The organism is Streptomyces sp. NPDC097617 (assembly GCF_044761485.1).
Taxonomy (GTDB): domain Bacteria; phylum Actinomycetota; class Actinomycetes; order Streptomycetales; family Streptomycetaceae; genus Streptomyces.
Genome location: NZ_JBIWCL010000010.1, coordinates 199,533 through 217,806 on the forward strand (window position 1 = coordinate 199,533; position 18,274 = coordinate 217,806).

Sequence of the window (18,274 nt, forward strand, 5' to 3'; positions counted from 1 at the left end):
GCCCGAAGCCCGCCACGGGAAACCTGCGGATCCGGGAAATCCGAGGCGAAGGGCAGTGCCCGATGACCGCCTGCGGGCCCCCGTCCCCGTTCCCGTTCCCGACGCTGCGCCTGGGCCGGCCCCTGGCGTCGGCCACGAGCCCGCGAGCGTGTCGTTGCCCGCACCGCTGTACGCGATGTGTCCGCCCAGGGCACCGCTGACCGCCGCCCCGCCCAACCCGCCCCGCAGCAGACCGCGGAGCCGATTTTCGGACCTGGCGGCCGGCGGGAACCACCCCCGGACCCGCTCCCTCCCGGACGGCGCAGCAAGGGGCCGTCGAGGGGGCGGAGCGGCTCGCGTCGTCGCCGTAGGCTGGCCCGGTTGTTTCTGCTCGTTGCTGATCGGAGCTGCCGGCATGCTGACCGCCCTGACGGGTGCTTTCGGGGACCGCGCGGACGCTGTGAGCGTCGCGGGTCGTACCGCTTCCTACGAGGAACTCCTGGGCGCCGCCGGGGCCGTGGCCGCCGACCTTGCCGCCCGGGCCCCGGTGCGTGCGTTCGCGGTGACCGCGACCGCCTCGCTCGAGACCGTCGCCGCGGTGGTCGGGGGACTGCTCGCGGGTGTGCCGTGCGTGCCGCTGCCCCCCGATGCGGGGCCTGCCGAACGCGATCACATCCTGCGTGATTCCGGAGCCCGCCTCATCGAGGTGGACTTCGCCCGCCGTGCACCTGCCGCACCCACAGGGCCGGCGGCGGCCTCCGACACCCCGGACCCGGCGCTGATCCTCTACACGTCCGGGACCACGGGCGCCCCCAAGGGAGTGGTCCTCAGCGCCGCCGCGATCACCGCCGACCTCGATGCGCTCGCCGATGCCTGGCAGTGGAGCGCCCAGGACACGCTCGTCCACGGGCTACCGCTCTTCCACGTCCATGGGCTGGTCCTGGGTGTCCTGGGAGCGTTGCGGACGGGGAGCCGTCTGGTCCATACGGGCCGACCGACGCCGGAGGCCTACGCGGAGGCCGCGGAGGCCGGCGGAAGTCTGTATTTCGGCGTGCCGACGGTGTGGTCGCGCATCGCGGCTGCTCCGCAGGCGGCGGCCGCGTTGTCCGGGGCCCGGCTGTTGGTGTCGGGGAGCGCGGCCCTGCCCACGCCGGTCTTCCGTGACCTGGAACAGCTCACCGGGCACCGGCCGGTGGAGCGGTACGGGATGACGGAGACCCTGATCACGGTGAGCGGGCGGGCGGGAGGTGAGGTGCGCCCCGGCGCGGTCGGCACCCCACTCACGGGAATCCGTACGCGCATCGCCGCCGAGCCGGGAGCCGAGATCGGCGAGCTCCAGTTGGTGGGCCCGACGCTGTTCTCGGGGTATTTGGGCCGCCCGGAGGCCACGGCCGCTGCCTTCACGGAGGACGGGTGGTTCCGTACGGGCGATATCGCGGCCGTCGACGCGGACGGAATGCACCGGATCGTGGGCCGTGCGTCCACGGACATGATCAAGTCGGGCGGGTATCGGATCGGGGCGGGCGAGATCGAGAACGCGTTGTTGGACCATCCGCAGGTCAGGGAGGCGGCGGTGATCGGCGTGCCGGATGCCGACCTGGGGGAGCGGATCGTCGCGTTCGTCGTCGCCGAGGGGGTCACGGGCACCGAGCTGACCGATTTCGTCGCCACGCATCTGTCGGTGCACAAGCGGCCGCGTGAGGTTCGTTTCATCGCCGCGGTCCCGCGCAATGCGATGGGGAAACCGCAGAAGCGGCTCCTGTCGGACGGGGAGCAGCGGGGGGAGTGACGGCGGGAGCGGGCTCGGCGGACGGGTCCGGGTGGCAGAGCGTGCGCAGCGCCCCGGTGGGGCAGGTGAGAGCCATGACCGCTTCCGCTTCCTCACCCGCCGCTGACGATCCGGCGCACTACACAGGGCTCGACACCGACGAGGCGAAACGCCGGGCACTGGCACGTGGCTGGACGACCGTACGTACGGTCGCGCCCGGCACGATGCTGACCATGGAGTACCTCGAGGGCAGACTGAACCTCGAGGTGGAGGACGGCAGGGTGCGCAGGGCCTGGAGCGGCTGACGCACCGAGGCGGGGCACCGAGGTGGTCGCGGGCCCCGACGGGGGCCACCGCGCGCACCGGCGGTGGCCGCTTCGAATGGGGCCGCTTCGAACGGGCCGCTGCGAGAGGGTCGGTCTACACGCCGGCCGGCAGCACGTGGTCGCCGAGCTTGTCGGTGCTCAGGCACAGTGAGCAGACGACCGCGTCGTGGGTGATACAGGCGGCGAGGTCGGGGCGCTCGTAGGGCCGGCGGCAGACGTGGCACTCGAAGGTGGCCGCGCTCGGGTTGCCGTCGGTGTCCAGCAGGGGCTCGCCGATGCCGTCGTCGGTGCGCCGCAGGTAGTAGCGGCCCTTGGTGACCACGGCCATCAGCGGTGTGACGACGAAGGCGATGACGGCCGCGGCCACGGGAGAGTACGGCTGGAGGGTGTCGCCGAGGAGGTGGAAGTACATGGCGATCGACAGGCCGGAGGCGGCGACGAAGGCCACGACGCCGACCGGATTGACCGCGTGGAGCATCCCCCGGCGGAACTCCGGCTGGAGCGGGGACAGTTTCAGCAGGTACTTGTTGATGCCGATGTCGGTGGCCACGGTGACCACCCAGGCGATGGCGCAGTTCGAGTAGAAGCCGAGGATGCTGTTGAGGAAGCTGAACATGTCGGCTTCCATCAGGACGAGTGCGAAAGCCAGGTTGACCAGGACGAAGACCATGCGGCCGGGGTAGCGCCCGGTGAAACGGTCCACCGTGCCGGGGTCGTTGGCGATCAGGTATACGAGCGGACCGACCATGAGCAGCAGCCAGACCGGCGTGGTCCACACCTGGAGCTTGCTGAGTGCCTTCATGCCGTAGACGACCAGCGGGATCACCATGAGGGTGGAGACGGCGTAGCCGAGCCACAGCGGCAGTCCGAGGCCGAGTTCAAGGCCCTGGGCCATGATCGAGCCTTCGAGGGCGAAGAAGATGAAGGTGAAACTGGCGAAGATGATGCTGGTGAGGACCGATCCGTAGTAGCCGAACCCGGACCCGCGGGTGATCAGGTCGAGGTCGATGTTGTACCGCGCACCGTAGTAGGCCAGCGGGAAGCCGGTGATGAAGATGACGAGGGCGGCGCCGGCGATGGCCACGAGCGCGTTGCTGCTTCCGTGGGCCAGGCCGATGCCGGACTGGGAGTCGGGTCGGTCCCGGCGTCGAGGCAGGTCCGGACCCGCCCACCGCGCTGGGGTGACATTTCGTGCATACGTGCCCGTGGGGGCCGCGGCGGTCGTCGACCTATAGTTACGCGCTGCCGCACCCGGCAGCGGTGGGCGGCGGTTCGCGGTTCGGATCGGCGTCGAGGGAGGCCGCTCGTGGCCAGCGTGTTTCAGGAGAACAAGCTCAGGAGGATGTTCGCCGCGTTCGACGCGGACGGCGACGGCTACCTGCGCGAGGAGGACTTCATGGCGCTGGTGGGCCGCTGGGGCCGGCTGCCGGGAGTGGAGCCGGGTACGGAGCTGCGGGCGCGGGTGGAGACGCTGCTGATGGGCTGGTGGGCGGCGCTGCTGGAGGCGGGCGACGCGAACGGCGACGGAGCGGTCGACATGGGCGAATTGCTCGCCCTCGTGGACCGCCTGCCCACCATGGTCGCGGATGTCACCGCCACCGCCGACACCGTCTTCGACGCCGTGGACAGCAACGGCGACGGCGTCATCTCGCCGGAGGAGCACCAGAGGCTCGTGGAGACCTGGAACGGCCGCCCGGTCGACCTGGACGGAGTCTTCGAGCTGCTCGACCCGGATGGCGACGGCCACCTCGGCCGTGAGCGGTTCGCCCTCCTCTGGCGCCAGTTCTGGATCAGCGATGACCCGGCGGACCCGGGCAACGTGCTCTGCGGCCGCATCCCCGGTCCCCGCTGACAAACACCCACCCGCCGCGCGCCCACCCGCCGCGCGGCGCTCGGAGCGGTTCGCGGCTCCGGCGCCCGGCCGCGCCTCGCCCTCAGGAAGCCCGTCACCGGCTCCGCCGACCGCTACCACGCGGAGGTGCGGGCCATGGTCGAGTCGGGCGTGCTGCGGGACAGGGGAATGATCTGGTTCGACGCGCGGCTGTCCGCCTCCTATCCGACGGTGGAGGTCAGGGTGGCGGACGTGTGCCTCGACGCGTCGACCCCCGTCCTGCTGGCCGCGCTCGTACGCGGCCTGGTGGAGACCGCGGCCCGCGAGTGGCGCGCCGGCGAGCCCCCGGCCAGGGTCAGCACCGGGCTGCTGCGGCTCGCGTCGTGGCAGGCGGGCCGCTCGGGACTCGACGGCCCGCTGCTGCACCCCGAGACGCTGCGGGAGACGGCGCCCGAGGCCGTCGTCGACGCGCTGTACCGGCACGTCGGCGAGGCCCTGGCCGACTCCGGCGACGAGGAGCTCGTACGGGCCGGAATCGCCGGTCTCCTGGAGCAGGGCAACGGCGCGCGCGTCCAGCGGAGCCTGCTGCGGTCGGAGGGCGACCTGGGCTCGGTCGTCCGGCACTGTGCGCGCCGGACCACGGCCGGCGCCGACCGGGCGGGCCGGGACGCCCGGAGCTGACGCGGAGCCCCTCACGGAGCCCCTGCCGGGGAGCCGGCCGACGTCAGGTCGTCCGCATAGCGGACGGAATGAATGCCTCCGCAGGGACGAGGGCGCAGGTGAGCCTTTTCGGTCAGGATGGATTCCGTTACTCAGGGTAAGTGGGGTCGCTCGGCGCCCCCTTGGGCCCCCTGCCCTCCCTTGCCTCGCCTGTCCCGCGTTGCATACACAACCGACAGGAATTAACGCGGTTGTACCCCGGGTAGCGCGCAGGATTTCCTGATCCGTGTCCGCAGTGCAGCAAAACAAGTCCGAAAATGACAGGTTTACTTTGACTGTTGAGCGATGGATCCGTGAATGTCGTTCACATGTCCGACACATCCCGAGCCACCCCCGGTGGCCCTCTGCGCTTGCGCGACTTCCGACTGCTACTCGCGGGAGCTGCCACCGGACAGCTCGGTGCACAAGTGACACTGGTGGCGCTGCCCCTGGTCGCCGTCCTCGAACTCGACGCTCCCGCCTTCCAAGTGGGCCTCCTGACCGCCGCGGAGACGGCCGCCTTCCTGCTCGTGGGGCTGCCCGCCGGAGCACTCACCGACCGGATGCGCAAGCGGCCCCTGATGATCCGCGCGGACCTGTTGCGGGCCGTGGCCATGGCCAGCATCCCCGTAGCCGCCCTGATCGGCGCCCTGACCATGGCCCAGCTCTATGTGGTCGCGCTCGTGACCGGCGTGGCGACCGTGTTCTTCGACGTCGCCCACCAGAGCTACTTGCCGCAGATCCTGCCCCGTGACCAGCTCATGGCCGGCAACGGCGCCCTGGAGACAGTCCGTTCCACCGCCCACGTGACCGGTCCCGGTATCGGCGGCGGACTCGTGCAGCTCGTCGGGGCGCAGTTCGCGGTCATCGTCGACGCCGTCGGCTACGTGCTCTCCGCCCTCTTCCTCCTACGCGTCGGGCGGACCGAGGAAGCACCCGAGCCCGCCGCCGCGGGGGGCTCCCTGCGCAAGGAGATCGGCGAGGGCGTCCGCTTCGTCTTCGGCCATCCGCTGCTCCGTGTCATCGCCCTCACGACCGGCCTCGCGAACTTCTGCACGGCCGTCCTCATGGCGACGCAGACCGTGCATCTCGTCCGTGTCGTCGGGCTGCAGGCCGGCGGGCTCGGGCTGGTGCTGTCCGCGTCGGCCGTAGGAGGCCTCCTGGGCGCCCTGTGCGCCGGGCGCCTCGCAGCCCGGCTGGGTCAGGCCCGGGTCATGCTCCTGTCCGTCCTCGTGACCGGCCCGTTCGCGCTGCTGTGGCCCCTGTCCGGGCACGGTGTCGCCGGGGCGGTCCTGTTCGCCGCAGGGTCGGCCGTCGTCTCCTTCGGCGCGGTCGTCTACAACGTCGCCCAGGTCAGCTTCCGCCAAGGGATGTGCCCACCGCGACTGCTCGGCCGGATGAACGCCACCCTGCGCTTCCTCATGTGGGGCACCTTGCCGCTGGGCGCCCTCCTCGGTGGAGCCCTCGCCCAGTCCTACGGGTCGCGCACGGCTCTGGCCTGGTGCGCCGTCGGCATCCTTGCCGTACCCCTGCCGCTGCTGCTCTCCCCGCTGCGCCGGATGCGGGACCTCCCCGGGCCGCAGGACGACGGTGGCGCCGACGCCGGCGCCGAACCGGGGGCGCAGCGGGACACCGCCGCCGCCGAAGAAGACGAACGGCCGACCCCCGCACCCACCGGCTGACCGTCCCCCGGCCACCGCGCGGCCCCCGCCTCGCAGCCGTACGGCGACCGGGGACGACCCCCGCGCGGGCACCGCCCGCCGCCACCGACCACTCACCGCCCTGTCCGCAGGGGCCGCGCCACCCATCCGCGCGACTGCGGCGACGACAAAGAGGACCACGTGCTCAGCATCACGAGTCAGTACCTCGCCCGCTACCGGCGTCTCACCGGCGACCGGTCCGACACCGTGCTGCCGGTCACCGGGGCACAGCGCCGCTTCCTGCTGGTGCGTGCGCTGGACCCGTCGGGACGCCCCGACCTGGTGCCGATGTTCTTCGCGTTCCCGTACGGAACCATCGACCCCGAACGCCTGCGGGCAGCGGCATCCAGGCTCGCCGCCCGGCACACGGCCCTGCGCTCGCGGCCCGCCGTCATCCGCGGCACCCCCGTCCTGCGCGTCGCCGATCCGGACGTCGCCGTGGCCCGGCCGACCCTCGCACGGGGGGAGTCGCCCACCGACGCGCTCCGACGCGCGCTGGACTCCTGGGACGGCCAGGGTCCCCCCTTGCGGCTCTTCCTCGTACGCGATGAGGAGCGCGAGGAGGAGATCCTCGCCGTCGCCCTGGACCACGCCGTCTGCGACGGCCGTTCGCTGGCGCGGATCGTCGACGAACTCGGCGCCGCCTACGGCGAGGAGACCACCGAATGCCGCGTCGCACCGGGCGAGACGGACACCGAACTCGCCGCCTACCGGGACGCGGTGCTGAGCCAACTCGCCGCAGAGGAAAAGGCGGAGACGCCCGAAGCCGCCGCGTACTGGGCGGGCCGGCTGCGCGCGCTGCATGCCCACGCTCCGGCACCCAGTCCGGCCCGCGTGCCCGAGGGCGCACGGCCCAGCGGCGCCGCGCAGGCCCGGCTGCCCGCCCACGACGGCGGCGTGTCCTTCCCCGGACTGCTCGACGCCTGCCGCTCCGCGGCCCGCGAACTGTACGGTCCCGGCCGCGCGGTCCCGCTCGGCTACCCGTGGGGCGGCCGCCCCACCGGAGCGGAGCCCGTCATCGGCTGCTTCCTCAACACCCTCGTCTTCCCCGCCGACACCGGGCACGGAAACGGACCCGGCAGCGGAACCGACCCGGAGGCACTGGCCGACGCGTGGTGGGACGACCTCGACCGGGCCGACGTACCGTTCGACGCCGTCGTGAGCGCCGCGCGGGCCGCCGGCTCGGGCTGGACCGGCGGGCTCGACGGACTGCTCACCGTGGACGACGACAGCCGTCGCCCGCCCCTCGTACTGGCCGGTGTCGAGGGACGGGAGGTCCACGTCGACGGCAGACCGGTCCGCGGTCCCTTCGCCGTCTCCGTCACCCAGGGAGCGGAGATCCGCCTGCGGATGGTGTGGGACCGGGCGGTGCTCGACGACGAGGCCGCGCACCGGGCGTTCGACGCGCTCACCCACGCGCTGCGGCCCTCGGAGCACACCGTGCAGTGACCCCGCAGACCCGCCGACCGCCGACGCTGCGTCGCAGCAGCTCCCCGTCCCACGGCGGCGGCACGGCATCGCCACCGTGCGTCCCGGGAACGAGGCGGTGACGCGCACGCGTGCACTCCCGGCACCCGATGCGACCGCGGCGCCCCCGGGCGTGTCACGGACCCTCGGCCACCGCGCACCGGGGCTCACGCGTACCTCGCACCCCGTACCGCCGCGTACACCACAGCTTCCCCCCATGGCATCCCCCCACGGAGAAAGCGGCACCGCGCGACCCGCGAAGCCGTTCGCACGACCGCCGGACGCGACCGTGACCGGCACCGGATACCGACCCGACAACCTCAGGGATCGCCCATGCTTCCTCTCTCCTCCTCGCAGGAGATCGTCTGGCTGCACGAGCAGATGCAGCCCGGCAGTCGCGCCTACAACTTCACCGCCTCGCTGGACCTTTGGGGCACGCTCGACACCGATGCGCTGCGTCTGGGACTCGACGCCACCTTGGCACGCCACCCCGGTCTGCGGCTCGAACTCGTCGCCTCCACCGGGTCCGTACCGGCGCAGCGGGTCGCGCGACAGTGCGCGCCGAGGTTGCGCACGATCGACCTCAGCACGGAGGAGGACCCCGAGGCCGCTTTCGCCCGTCTCCTGCGCACCGAGGCCGAGACACCGCTCGACACGTTCGAGGCACCTCTGATCCGCTGGACCCTCGTGCGCCTGGCCGAGCGCCACCACCGGCTGATCCACGTCGAGCACCACCTGATCCACGACGGGCACTCCTTCGCGATCCTGCTCGACGACGTCTTCCGGGTCTACCGCGCCCACGTCCTCGGCGAGACCCTCCAGCTCCCGCCCGCGTCCTCGTACGCGGACCACGTCCTGGAGCGGACCGAGGCCGCGTACGCCCCCGAATCCCTCGACTTCTGGCGGGCCGAACTGCAGGGCCGGCAGCACGACCTGCCGCTGCCGGGCCTGACCCGCCCCGGTGCCCGCCGCAAGCACCACGGCGGACAGCTGCGCCAGACCATCGGCGCCGATCTCGCCGAACGCCTGCGCGGGCACGCCCGTTCACGAGGTCTCACCCCCTTCTCCACGCTCCTCGGGCTGTTCGCCGAACTCCTGCGCCGGCACAGCGGCCGCTCCCGGATGGTCATCGGCACCGCCGTCGGCAACCGCCCCCTCGGCTACGAGGACGCCGTGGGCATGTTCGTCAACACCATCCCGCTGCCGCTCGTCCTGGACGGCGCCGCCCCCGCCCAGGACACCATGGACGAGGTCACCGACACCCTCATCCGGGCTCTGCCGCACCAGGACGTGCCGGTCCAGGAGCTGACCCGGGCGCTCGGCATGCACACCTCCGGCGCCGACAACCCCCTCTTCTCCGTCATGTTCAGCGCCCACGACGCGCCGTTGCCCGAGATCGACGTACCCGGCCTCGACATCACCCTCTTCGAGGGCTTCAACACCGGGACCACCCGCTTCGACCTCGACGTGGTCCTGCTCCCGGACGACCGGCGCGGCGTCACCACGCGCCACGGCTCGCCCGGTATGACCCTGGTCTGGGACTACGACATGGACCTGTTCGGGGAGGACGTCGCCCGCTTGATCTCCGGTCGCTTCCTGGACCTGCTGCGCGCCTACCTCGAGAGCCCCGAGACCCCGCTGGCCGACCTGTCTCCGACCGCCGTGGAGCCGGCCGCCGAGCCCGTGCCCGTCCCGGCCGACCGCGATCCGCTGGATCCCGTGGCCGGGCGGCACCCGTCGCTGCCGGCCCTGCTGTGCGGCGCCCGCCGGCTCACCTACGGCGAACTGGACGAGCGCGTCGGTGCGCTCGCCGAGCGGCTGCGCGCCGCCGGTGTGACGCCCGGCCGACCCGTGGCCGTGGTCCTGCCCAGGGGGGCCGACTCGCTCGTCGCCCTGCTCGCCTGCCTGCGGACCGGCGCCGTCTACTGCCCGCTGTCCCCGTCCGATCCGCCGGCCCGGCTCGGCCTGCTGCTGGAGCGGCTCGCCCCGGCGCTCGTCCTCACCGGCGACGGCGCGCCGGCCCTGCCGGAAGGCCTGCCGACCGCCCGGATCGACGCCCCGGTCCTGCCTCCCGCGCGCGGAACCGCCGAACTCCCCGGTACCGCCTACGTCATCCACACCTCCGGCTCCACCGGGACGCCCAAGCCGGTCGCCGTCGGCCACGCGGCGCTGGTGCACCACCTGACGGCGACCGCCGACCGGTTCGGCCTCACCACCGCGGACCGGGTCCTGATGTTCGCCCAGCCGTCCTTCGACGTGGCGCTCGAGGAGGTGCTGCCCACCCTGTACGCCGGTGCGTGCCTGGTCCTGCCCGAGCACGAGGTGCCCACGGGCGCGGAGCTCACCGAACTGCTGGTGTCCGCCCGGGTCACCGTCGCCAACCTGCCCACCAGCTACTTCCTCGCCACCCGCGAGGACCTGCGTCCCGCACTGCGTGACGAGAGCTGGGCGCCCAGGCTCCTGGTCCTCGGCGGCGAGCGCCTTCCCGTCGAGGCCCTGCGCGGCGTCCTCACCGACACCGACGCCACCGTGCTCAACGTGTACGGCGTCACGGAGGCGGCCATCAGCTCGACCGTCCACGAGGTCTCCCGCGACGCCCTCGCCGAGGGCGCCGAGATCCCGCTGGGCACCGAGCTCCCGGGCGAGCGGATCCATGTCCTGGACGCGCACCACCGCCCGCTGCCGTCCGGCGCGGTCGGTGAACTGGCCGTCGCGGGCCCCGGTCTCGCCGAGGGCTACGCGGGCAACGATGAGGCGACGGCCGCCCGGTTCGTCACCGTCGACGCACTCGACGGGCAGCGCGTCTACCTCACCGGCGACCTCGGCTACCGCGGGCTGGACGGTCTGCTGTACTTCCTCGGGCGGCGCGACAACCAGATCAAGCTGCGCGGCCACCGCATCGAGCTGGAGGAGATCGAGGCGGCCGCGTCCGCGGCTCTGGGCGGCCGGTCCTGCGCCGTCGTACTGGACCGGGAGCGCCCCGGCGGGCCGAGGCTCGTGGGCTTCCTCGAAGGCGGAGCCGACGGCGAGGCCTTCGACGAGAAGGCGCTGCACGCCGAGTTGAGCGGCCGGCTGCCCGGTCCCCTCGTCCCCGCCCGGTGGGCACGGCTGGACGTCATGCCGACCCTCGCCGGCGGCAAGCCCGACCGTACGGCACTGTCCCGGCGAGCGGCGGCGCTCGACGCCGAGGACGCCGCTGGCGCCGCGACGCCCGAGCCCGGCTCCGGCACCGGCTCCGACCTCGGCACCGGCTCCGGGCCCGGGAACGACGATTCCGAGCCCGCGGCCACCGCCGTGTCCGACGATCCGATGACGGCCCTGCTCACGGAAGGCTGGCGCAAGGTCCTCGGCCACAGCCGTTTCGACGCGCGCTCCCACTTCTTCCACAGCGGGGGCCATTCCCTGCTGGCCGCCGAACTGGCCGCCTGGCTGGAGCCCCGGCTGGGCACCCGCCCGCCGCTGCGGGTGCTCTTCCGCAACCCCGTGCTCGCCGACCAGGCCGATGCCCTCGCCACCACCACCCTTTCCACGGAGTCGTGATGATCCAGTCCCCGGCCGCGCCCGCCGTCCCCGCAATGCCCCTCGACACCGGCCTCGACACCGGCCTCGCCACGGGCCTCGACACCGGCTCCGTGCCGAGCGTCGCCCATGGCCCCACCGCCGAACCGACCCGTGTGCTGGCCCACTTCGAGGACTGGGCCCGGAATACCCCGCAGGCCCCGGCAGTGATCGACGGCACGCGGATCTGGACGTACCAGGACCTCGACGCCGCGGCCGCGCTGGTCGCCGCCGATCTGGCCGACCGCGTCCGGCCCGGCGACCTGGTCGGCGTCTGCCTCGACCGGTCCACCGCCCTGGTGGTGACCGCCTGCGCCCTTGCCCGGCTCGGCGCCGTCTACCTGCCGCTCGGCCCCCGGCCCGGCGAACGCCGCATCCAGGCCGTCACCGAGGACCTCGACGTCGCCTGCCTCATCGGCGACCCCGGTGTCCTGCCCGAGGAACACCGCAGCGGGGAGCACTTCCCGCTGCCGCTGCCCACCGACGGTGTCAACGCCCCCGCCGTCGCCGTGGCGGCGTTCGCGGACTCGGTCCGCGGCACCCGGCGCGCGCCCGAAGGCGCCCTGTACGCCGTCCTCACCTCCGGTTCCACCGGCCGCCCCAAGGCGGTCGCCGTGGCCGAGTCCTCGCTCTCCGTCGCCCTCGACTGGTACCGGTCCGAGACCGGCCTCGCACCGGGCGACCGCCAGTCCCTGCTCATCGGTGTCGCGTTCGACCCGCACCTGCTGGAACTGTGGGCGGCCCTGACCTCCGGCGCCGCCCTCGTCCCGGCGCCGGACGACACCCGTTGGGACTCGCACGTGCTCACCGACTGGTGGCGTGACACCGGCCTCACTCACGCGGTGGCGGCCACTCCCACCGTCGAACCGCTCCTCGACCGGCCGTGGCCGCAGGACCTGAAGCTGCGTCACCTCGTCGTCGGCGGCGACCGCATGCGCCGTCGCCCCGCCGCCGACGTCACCGCGACCGTCCACAACGCCTACGGCCCCGCGGAAGCCACCGTCGTCACCACCACCCACACCATGCGCGGCACCGACCCGGAGGCCGGCGACCAGTCCCCGCCGCCCATCGGCACCGCGCTGCCGGGCGTCACCCTCGTCGTCACGGACGACGAAGGCCGCCCCGTCGCCCGCGGGCAGGAGGGCGAACTGCGCGTCGGCGGCCACTGCCTGGCGCTCGGGTACCTCGACCCCGAGCTCACCGCACGCCGGTTCACCGCGCCCGCGCCGGAGCTGGGGACGCCCGCGGTCGACCGGCTCTACCGCACCGGCGACCGGGTACGGATGAACAGCGACGGCAGCCTGGACTTCCTCGGCCGCCTCGACGACCAGGTGAAGATCAGCGGGGTGCGGATCGAACCGGTCGAGGTGGAGGCCGCCTTCGAGCAGGACCCCCGGGTGCGCACCGCCGTCGTCACCGTGCTGCGCGACAGCTCCGGTCACGGTCGCCTCGTCGCACACGTTCGGCTCGCCGACGGCGCCGAACCCGCAGCCGGGGACCTCCTCGCCGCGGTCCGGTCCTGGATCCCCGAGCAGGCCGTCCCCACCGCCGTACGGATCGTGGACGGTTTCCCGCTCGACGCCAACGGCAAGGTGGACCGGCCCGCCCTGGCGGCCCGGGCCCATGCCCATGCCCCCGAGTCGCCCATGACGGCCGCTACGGACGACCTTGCCGGGGCGGATGCCGATGCCGCTGCCGTAGCCACCGCCACCGAGCGGCTCGTGCTGACGACCGTGCGCGACCTCCTCGGCCGGCCCGAGACCGGTCTCGACGACCACTTCTCCGACGCCGGCGGCACCTCCGTGGTCGCCGCACGGCTGCTGGCGACGGTCGAACGCGAGACCGGAGTGCGCCTGCGCGCGCCCGAGCTGCTGCGCAGCACGAACCTGCGCGCCTTCGCCGCCCTCCTCGACCAGCGCCTGACCGCGCGCCCGGAAGGAGCCTGACATGACCACCATCACCCCGCTGCCCGCCGACCCGGCGCGCGGCACCCCCGTACCGCCGCACACTGCTCGGACCACCGCTCCCGTACCGTCGTCGGCACCGGCCACCGCCCTGCCCGCGCTCGTGGCGCGGCACGCCGAACTCACCCCCGACGCCCTCGCCGTCGTGGACGGCGACACCACCCTCACCTACAGCCGTCTCCTCCAGGCCGGCCGCACCCTCGCGGCATACCTGCGCGAGCACGAAGTCGAGCGTGGCGACCGGGTGGCGCTCCTGACCACGCGCTCCTCCCGCACGATCGTCGCGCAGCTCGGTCTGTGGCTGGCCGGAGCCGTGTGCGTACCGCTCGATCCCGCCCAGCCCCGCCCGCGCACCGAGGCGATGATCGCCGACGCGGAGGTGACGCTCACCGTCGGCGACGCGAAGCTGCTGGACGCGGCCACCCTGCCCGGGCCCGTCCTCGCCCTGCCCGAGGAGCCGCTCACGACCGGTCGGCCGCTCGACGAGTCCGACCCGGACAGCCCCGCGTTCATCATGTTCACCTCCGGTTCCACCGGTCGTCCCAAGGGCGTCCTCGTGCCGCACGGGGCCATCGCCGAGCTGGTCACCGGACCGGACTACGTCACCCTCTCCGGCCGCGACCGCGTCCTGTTCCACTCGCCCATGACCTTCGACGCCTCGACGTTCGAAGTCTGGGTGGCGCTCGCCAACGGGGCCGCGGTCGTCGTCTGTACCGAGCAGCGGCCCTCCCTGGAAGACCTGGCCCAGCACGTGGAGCGGCACGGCGTGACCGTGGCGTTCTTCACCACCGCCCTCTTCCACCAGCTCGCCGCACGCCGCTCCCGTGTCTTCGCCCAGCTCCGCTCGGTCGTTGTCGGCGGCGAGGCGATGGCCGCCGCACAAGCCCGTGAGGTGCTCACCGCCTTCCCCTGGCTGGAACTCGTCAACGGCTACGGGCCGACCGAGACGACCACCTTCGCCACCGCCCACCGGGTCACCGCGCAGGACTGCGAGGGGCCCGTACCGATCGGCAGGCCCATCTCCGGTGCCACGGCGCACGTCCTGGACGCCGACGGCCACCCGGTCGCCGACGGCGACCGGGGCGAACTGTGGATCGGCGGCAGCAGGCTCGCCCACGGGTACACGGGCCTGCCCGCACTTACCGCCGAGCGGTTCGTCGAGCAGGCCGCAGCCGACGGCCGGCTCTACCGCACGGGCGACATCGTTTCCTTCCGGCCCGACGGCATCCTCCAGTTCCACGGCCGCAACGACGACCAGGTGAAGGTGCGCGGCTTCCGCATCGAACCCGCCGAGGTCGAACACGCCCTCCGCGAGCAGCCGGACGTGGACGACGCCGCCGTCACCGTCGACGGCGCAGGCTCTCCCGAGGCGCGCCTCGTCGCCTTCGTCGTCGCCGCGCCCGGCCCCGTACCGCACGGAGCGGCGCTGCGCGAGCGGCTCACCGCGGTCCTGCCGGCCCACCTGGTTCCGGACACCGTCACCGTGCTGGAGCGGCTGCCCCTCACCCCGGCCGGCAAGGTCGACCGGCGCGCGCTCACCGGACGCGCGCATGCCGGTCGCGCGCACGCCGCCGAGAGCAGGCCCGCCGAGGAGCCGGAGGCGCGGATGACGCCACTGGAACAGGCCGTCGCCGAGGTGTGGAGCCAGGCACTGGGCATCGAGGTCACCCGCGCCGACGACGAGTTCCTCCTCGTCGGCGGCCATTCCCTCCTCGCTCTCGCCGTCACCGACGACCTGCGCGAGGAACTCGGCGTAGAGCTCTCCCTCGCCGACTTCTTCGCCGCCCCGACCGTCGCCGCGCAGGCCGCGCTGGTCGAACGCGTCCTCCTGGCCGCCCACGAAGACCTCCACCCCGAGACCCCGGAGCACAGCGATGTCCACTGACACCGACTCCGCGGCCCGCAACCGCAAGGAGCAGCTCCAGCAGGAGCTGCTGCGCCGGGCCCGTGCCACAACCGCGCGGCGCGCGACGGCCGAGCCCGCCACCGGTGCGGGCGCCGGTGAGGACGGCCGCGCACCGCGGGACACCGCCGGCTCCGTTACCACCGCCCCGGCGGCCGCAGGCGTGGTGCCCCTTTCCCGAGCCCAGCGCCGCATGTGGCTGATGGAGCGGCTCGGCGGCGCGGGCGACTCCTATCACGTACCGTTCGCCACCCGTGTGCGCGGTCCGTTCGATGTGGCCGCGTTCGCCACCGCCCTCACGCGGCTGGTGGCCCGGCACGCCATTCTCCGTACCCGCTACACGGAGCGCGACGGCGAGCCCCACCAGGAGGTGCTCCCGACGCCGCGGACGGTCCCCGTACACGTCGTCGACACCGAGCCGACGAACGCCCCGGGGCTGCTGCGACGCGAGACGGCCCAGCCGTTCGACCTCGCGGCGGGCGACGCCGTACGGGCGCTCGTCCTGCGCCACGGCCCGCAGGACCACACCCTGCTGCTGACGTTCCACCACATCGCCGTGGACGGCGCCTCACTGGAGACCGTGGCCGACGAACTCGCCGTCCTCTACACGGCGGCCACCGACGGGACCGGCCGCAACACGCCGGCCGCGCCGCCGCAGTACGCCGACCACGCGCGCCGCGAGCACGAGGCCCTGCCCGGCTTCGAGGCGGAACTGAACCGCTGGAGCGATCTGCTGGCTGACGCCGTCCCACCGCGCCTGCCCCGCCCGGCGTCGGCAGCGCCGCAGACGGCCGCGCGTCCCGGGGCCGCGCGCAGCGTTCCTCTGGCGCCCGCCGTGCCCGACGCCCTGCGGGCGCTGGGCGCCCAGCGGCAGGCCACGCTCTTCGCGGTGTCGCTCACCGCGGCCTTCGCCGCACTGCACCGCCTCACCGGCGACGACGACCTCGTCATCGGCGTGGCGGGCACTCACCGCAGCGGAACCGCCATGCGCGGCCTGGTCGGCCTGTGCGTCAACACCCTGCCCGTACGGGTGGACGCCTCCGGCGACCCGTCCTTCGCCCAGCTGCTGCGACGCGTGCGAGACGCGCTCCTCGAAGCCCAGCGCCACCGGCACATCCCCTTCGACCTGGTCCTCGAACGCCTGGGCGCCGGAGCCCGCGGCGCCGACGGCACCGCGCTGGTCCGGGTCACCTCCGACGTCCTCGGAGAGCCGACGGTCCTACGGCTGCCGGGTACGTCGGCCGAGTACGTCGATGTTCCCTCCGACGGCGCGAAGTTCACCCTGTCCTACGGCCTGGTGCCGGGCGACGGGACCGCACAGCCACGGGCGTTGGTCCAGTACGACCCGAACGCGCTGGACGACACCGTGGCGGAGGGGGCCCTACGGGACTATGCGGCCCTCCTCCACGCGGTCGCGGCCGACCCGGAACGCCCGCTGAGCACGCTGCTTCTCCCCGGCCCGAACGACAACAGCTCCGGACCGCGGGACGGTGCTGTACCGGACGGTGCTGTACCGGACGGCGCCGTACCGGAAGACGACCGGGAAGGTGCCCTGGAGAGCGCCGAGGCGAAAGGCGCCCTGAACGGCGACCACCACCCTGCCGCGCAGGCTCTGCGCGCGCACCCGGGCGTCGCCGACGCCACGGTGGTCCAGCCCGAGCAGGGACCGCCCCTGGCCTATGCCGTCCTGCACGACAGCGTCGGCGCGTCCGGCCACGAACTGCTGGGCCTGCTGCGCCGGTCGCTCGCGCCCGAGGCCGTGCCCGCCACGGTCACACTGCTCGACGCGCTGCCGCGCTCGGCTGCCGGTCCGCTCGACCACGCCGGGCTGCCCGGGCTGCCCGAGCCGTCCGCGCCGAGTGCCCCGTCCGGTCCCCGGGCCGAAGCCGTCAAGGACACCTTCACCGCTGTGCTCGGTGTCGCCCCGTCGCCGGACGAAGACTTCTTCGCCCTCGGCGGGCACTCGCTGAAGGCCGTGCAGCTCGCCGAACGGCTGCGCACGGACCTCGGGCTGCCGGTCACGGGCCTCGATGTGCTCCAGGCCCGTACGCCGCGGGCACTGACCGCGCTCCTCGACGAACGGGCGGCGCAGCAGAGCGCCGCGAAGGCCGCGAGCAGGCCGGCTCCCCGCACCCGGGACATCCGCCCGGGCACGGTGTTGGTCACCGGCGCGACGGGCGGCGTGGGCGCGTTCGTCGTACGTGAACTCGCCGCGCAGGGCCGCCCCGTGCTGGCGCTGGCCCGGCCCGAGTCCGCCCATCTGATCGCCACCGAGGGTGTCGACGTCATCGAGGGGGACCTCTCCGACCTGGCCGGACTGCGGGACGCCGTCGCACAGTCGGACGCGATCGTCCACGCCGCCTGCACCTTCACCCGGCACGACGTGGACCGGGCGGCGATGGAGACGATGGTCGACGCCTGGCGGCGCGGCCCCTTCGTCTTCGTCAGCAGCGTCGACGCCTACGGGCACCCCGGGACGGACCGGGTCGCCGAGGAGGCACCGCCCCACGAGCCCGTGAGCCCGTACGGGAGGACGAAGCTCGACTGCGAGGCCATGGTGCTGCGCGCCGCGGGGACCGACGGACGCGGGGGCGCGAGCGCCGTACGCTCACCGATCGTCTGGGGCGCGCACGACCGGCTGCGCGAACAGCTGCGCTGGGGCGCACTCGGCACGCTCTACCAGGCCGCAGGCCAGGGTCGCCCGATCGACCTGCCACGTCCCGGTACCGATGGACACGGCTGGTACGGAGCCGCCTGGGTGCACGCGGCCGCCTTGGCCCGTGCGGTGGTCGAATGCGTGGACCGGCCCGTGCACGGCGTGGCCAACGCCTGCAGTGGCCACGTGTCCTGGCACGACCTGGCGCAGGACCTCACGGAACTGCTCGGCACCCGGGCGGAGTTCCGCGTGACCGGAGAGGTACCCCAGGACCTCGACCACCGCTGGCACTACGACAGCGCACGCCTGGCCCGCCCGCTGCGCCCCCGCCCGGGGGAGGACCGGCGGACCGTTCTGGCAGAGATGATCGGCGCCATGTCACCCGACAGGGCCTGACCTACCGGCTGCGCCCGGAGCCTCTGC

9 protein-coding genes and 2 pseudogenes are annotated in these 18,274 nt (G+C 73.6%); 10 read left to right on the forward strand and 1 reads right to left on the reverse strand.

Annotation, left to right across the window (positions count from 1 at the left end):
• Positions 1-394: 394 nt before the first annotated feature.
• Both ACIQZO_RS18885 and ACIQZO_RS18890 read left to right on the forward strand, forming a co-directional pair.
• A complete protein-coding gene (locus ACIQZO_RS18885; RefSeq protein WP_403627364.1) occupies positions 395-1,768 on the forward strand; it encodes an AMP-binding protein in 1,374 nt (457 codons plus the stop codon).
• Between the two features lie 74 nt (positions 1,769-1,842).
• Positions 1,843-2,052 carry an I78 family peptidase inhibitor gene (locus ACIQZO_RS18890; RefSeq protein WP_403627366.1) on the forward strand — a complete coding sequence of 70 codons (210 nt, stop codon included), beginning with the start codon at positions 1,843-1,845 and terminating at the stop codon, positions 2,050-2,052.
• A gap of 115 nt (positions 2,053-2,167) precedes the next feature.
• Here ACIQZO_RS18890 and ACIQZO_RS18895 read toward each other — a convergent pair.
• Positions 2,168-3,196 (reverse strand): annotated as a pseudogene (locus ACIQZO_RS18895) (hypothetical protein); the annotation flags it as partial.
• A gap of 183 nt (positions 3,197-3,379) precedes the next feature.
• On the opposite strand from ACIQZO_RS18895, the gene ACIQZO_RS18900 reads away from it, so the two are divergent.
• From ACIQZO_RS18900 to ACIQZO_RS18935, 8 genes and pseudogenes are all read left to right on the forward strand, one after another.
• Complete coding sequence (locus ACIQZO_RS18900; protein ID WP_403627436.1) at positions 3,380-3,925, forward strand: EF-hand domain-containing protein; 546 nt, start codon at positions 3,380-3,382, stop codon at positions 3,923-3,925.
• A 93-nt stretch (positions 3,926-4,018) separates the two neighbouring features.
• Positions 4,019-4,585: pseudogene (locus tag ACIQZO_RS18905) on the forward strand (glutamate-cysteine ligase family protein); the annotation flags it as partial.
• A 347-nt stretch (positions 4,586-4,932) separates the two neighbouring features.
• Complete coding sequence (locus ACIQZO_RS18910; protein WP_403627368.1) at positions 4,933-6,285, forward strand: MFS transporter; 1,353 nt, start codon at positions 4,933-4,935, stop codon at positions 6,283-6,285.
• A 159-nt stretch (positions 6,286-6,444) separates the two neighbouring features.
• Entirely contained in the window at positions 6,445-7,752 is a 1,308-nt protein-coding gene (locus ACIQZO_RS18915; RefSeq protein WP_403627370.1) for a condensation domain-containing protein, read from the forward strand.
• A 351-nt stretch (positions 7,753-8,103) separates the two neighbouring features.
• A complete protein-coding gene (locus ACIQZO_RS18920; RefSeq protein WP_403627372.1) occupies positions 8,104-11,310 on the forward strand; it encodes an amino acid adenylation domain-containing protein in 3,207 nt (1,068 codons plus the stop codon).
• The gene (locus tag ACIQZO_RS18925) at positions 11,310-13,274 is read left to right on the forward strand and encodes a non-ribosomal peptide synthetase (RefSeq protein ID WP_403627373.1); all 1,965 of its coding nucleotides are present in this window, start codon (positions 11,310-11,312) and stop codon (positions 13,272-13,274) included. Before ACIQZO_RS18920 ends, ACIQZO_RS18925 begins: the two co-directional genes overlap by 1 nt.
• Position 13,275: 1 nt before the next feature.
• On the forward strand, positions 13,276-15,177 hold the full coding sequence (locus ACIQZO_RS18930; RefSeq protein ID WP_403627375.1) for a non-ribosomal peptide synthetase: 1,902 nt from the start codon (positions 13,276-13,278) through the stop codon (positions 15,175-15,177).
• Positions 15,167-18,247 (forward strand): condensation domain-containing protein, encoded by a 3,081-nt coding sequence (locus ACIQZO_RS18935; protein ID WP_403627377.1) that lies wholly within the window; start codon positions 15,167-15,169, stop codon positions 18,245-18,247. The genes ACIQZO_RS18930 and ACIQZO_RS18935 overlap by 11 nt, the downstream gene beginning before the upstream one ends.
• The last annotated feature ends 27 nt before the right edge of the window (positions 18,248-18,274 follow it).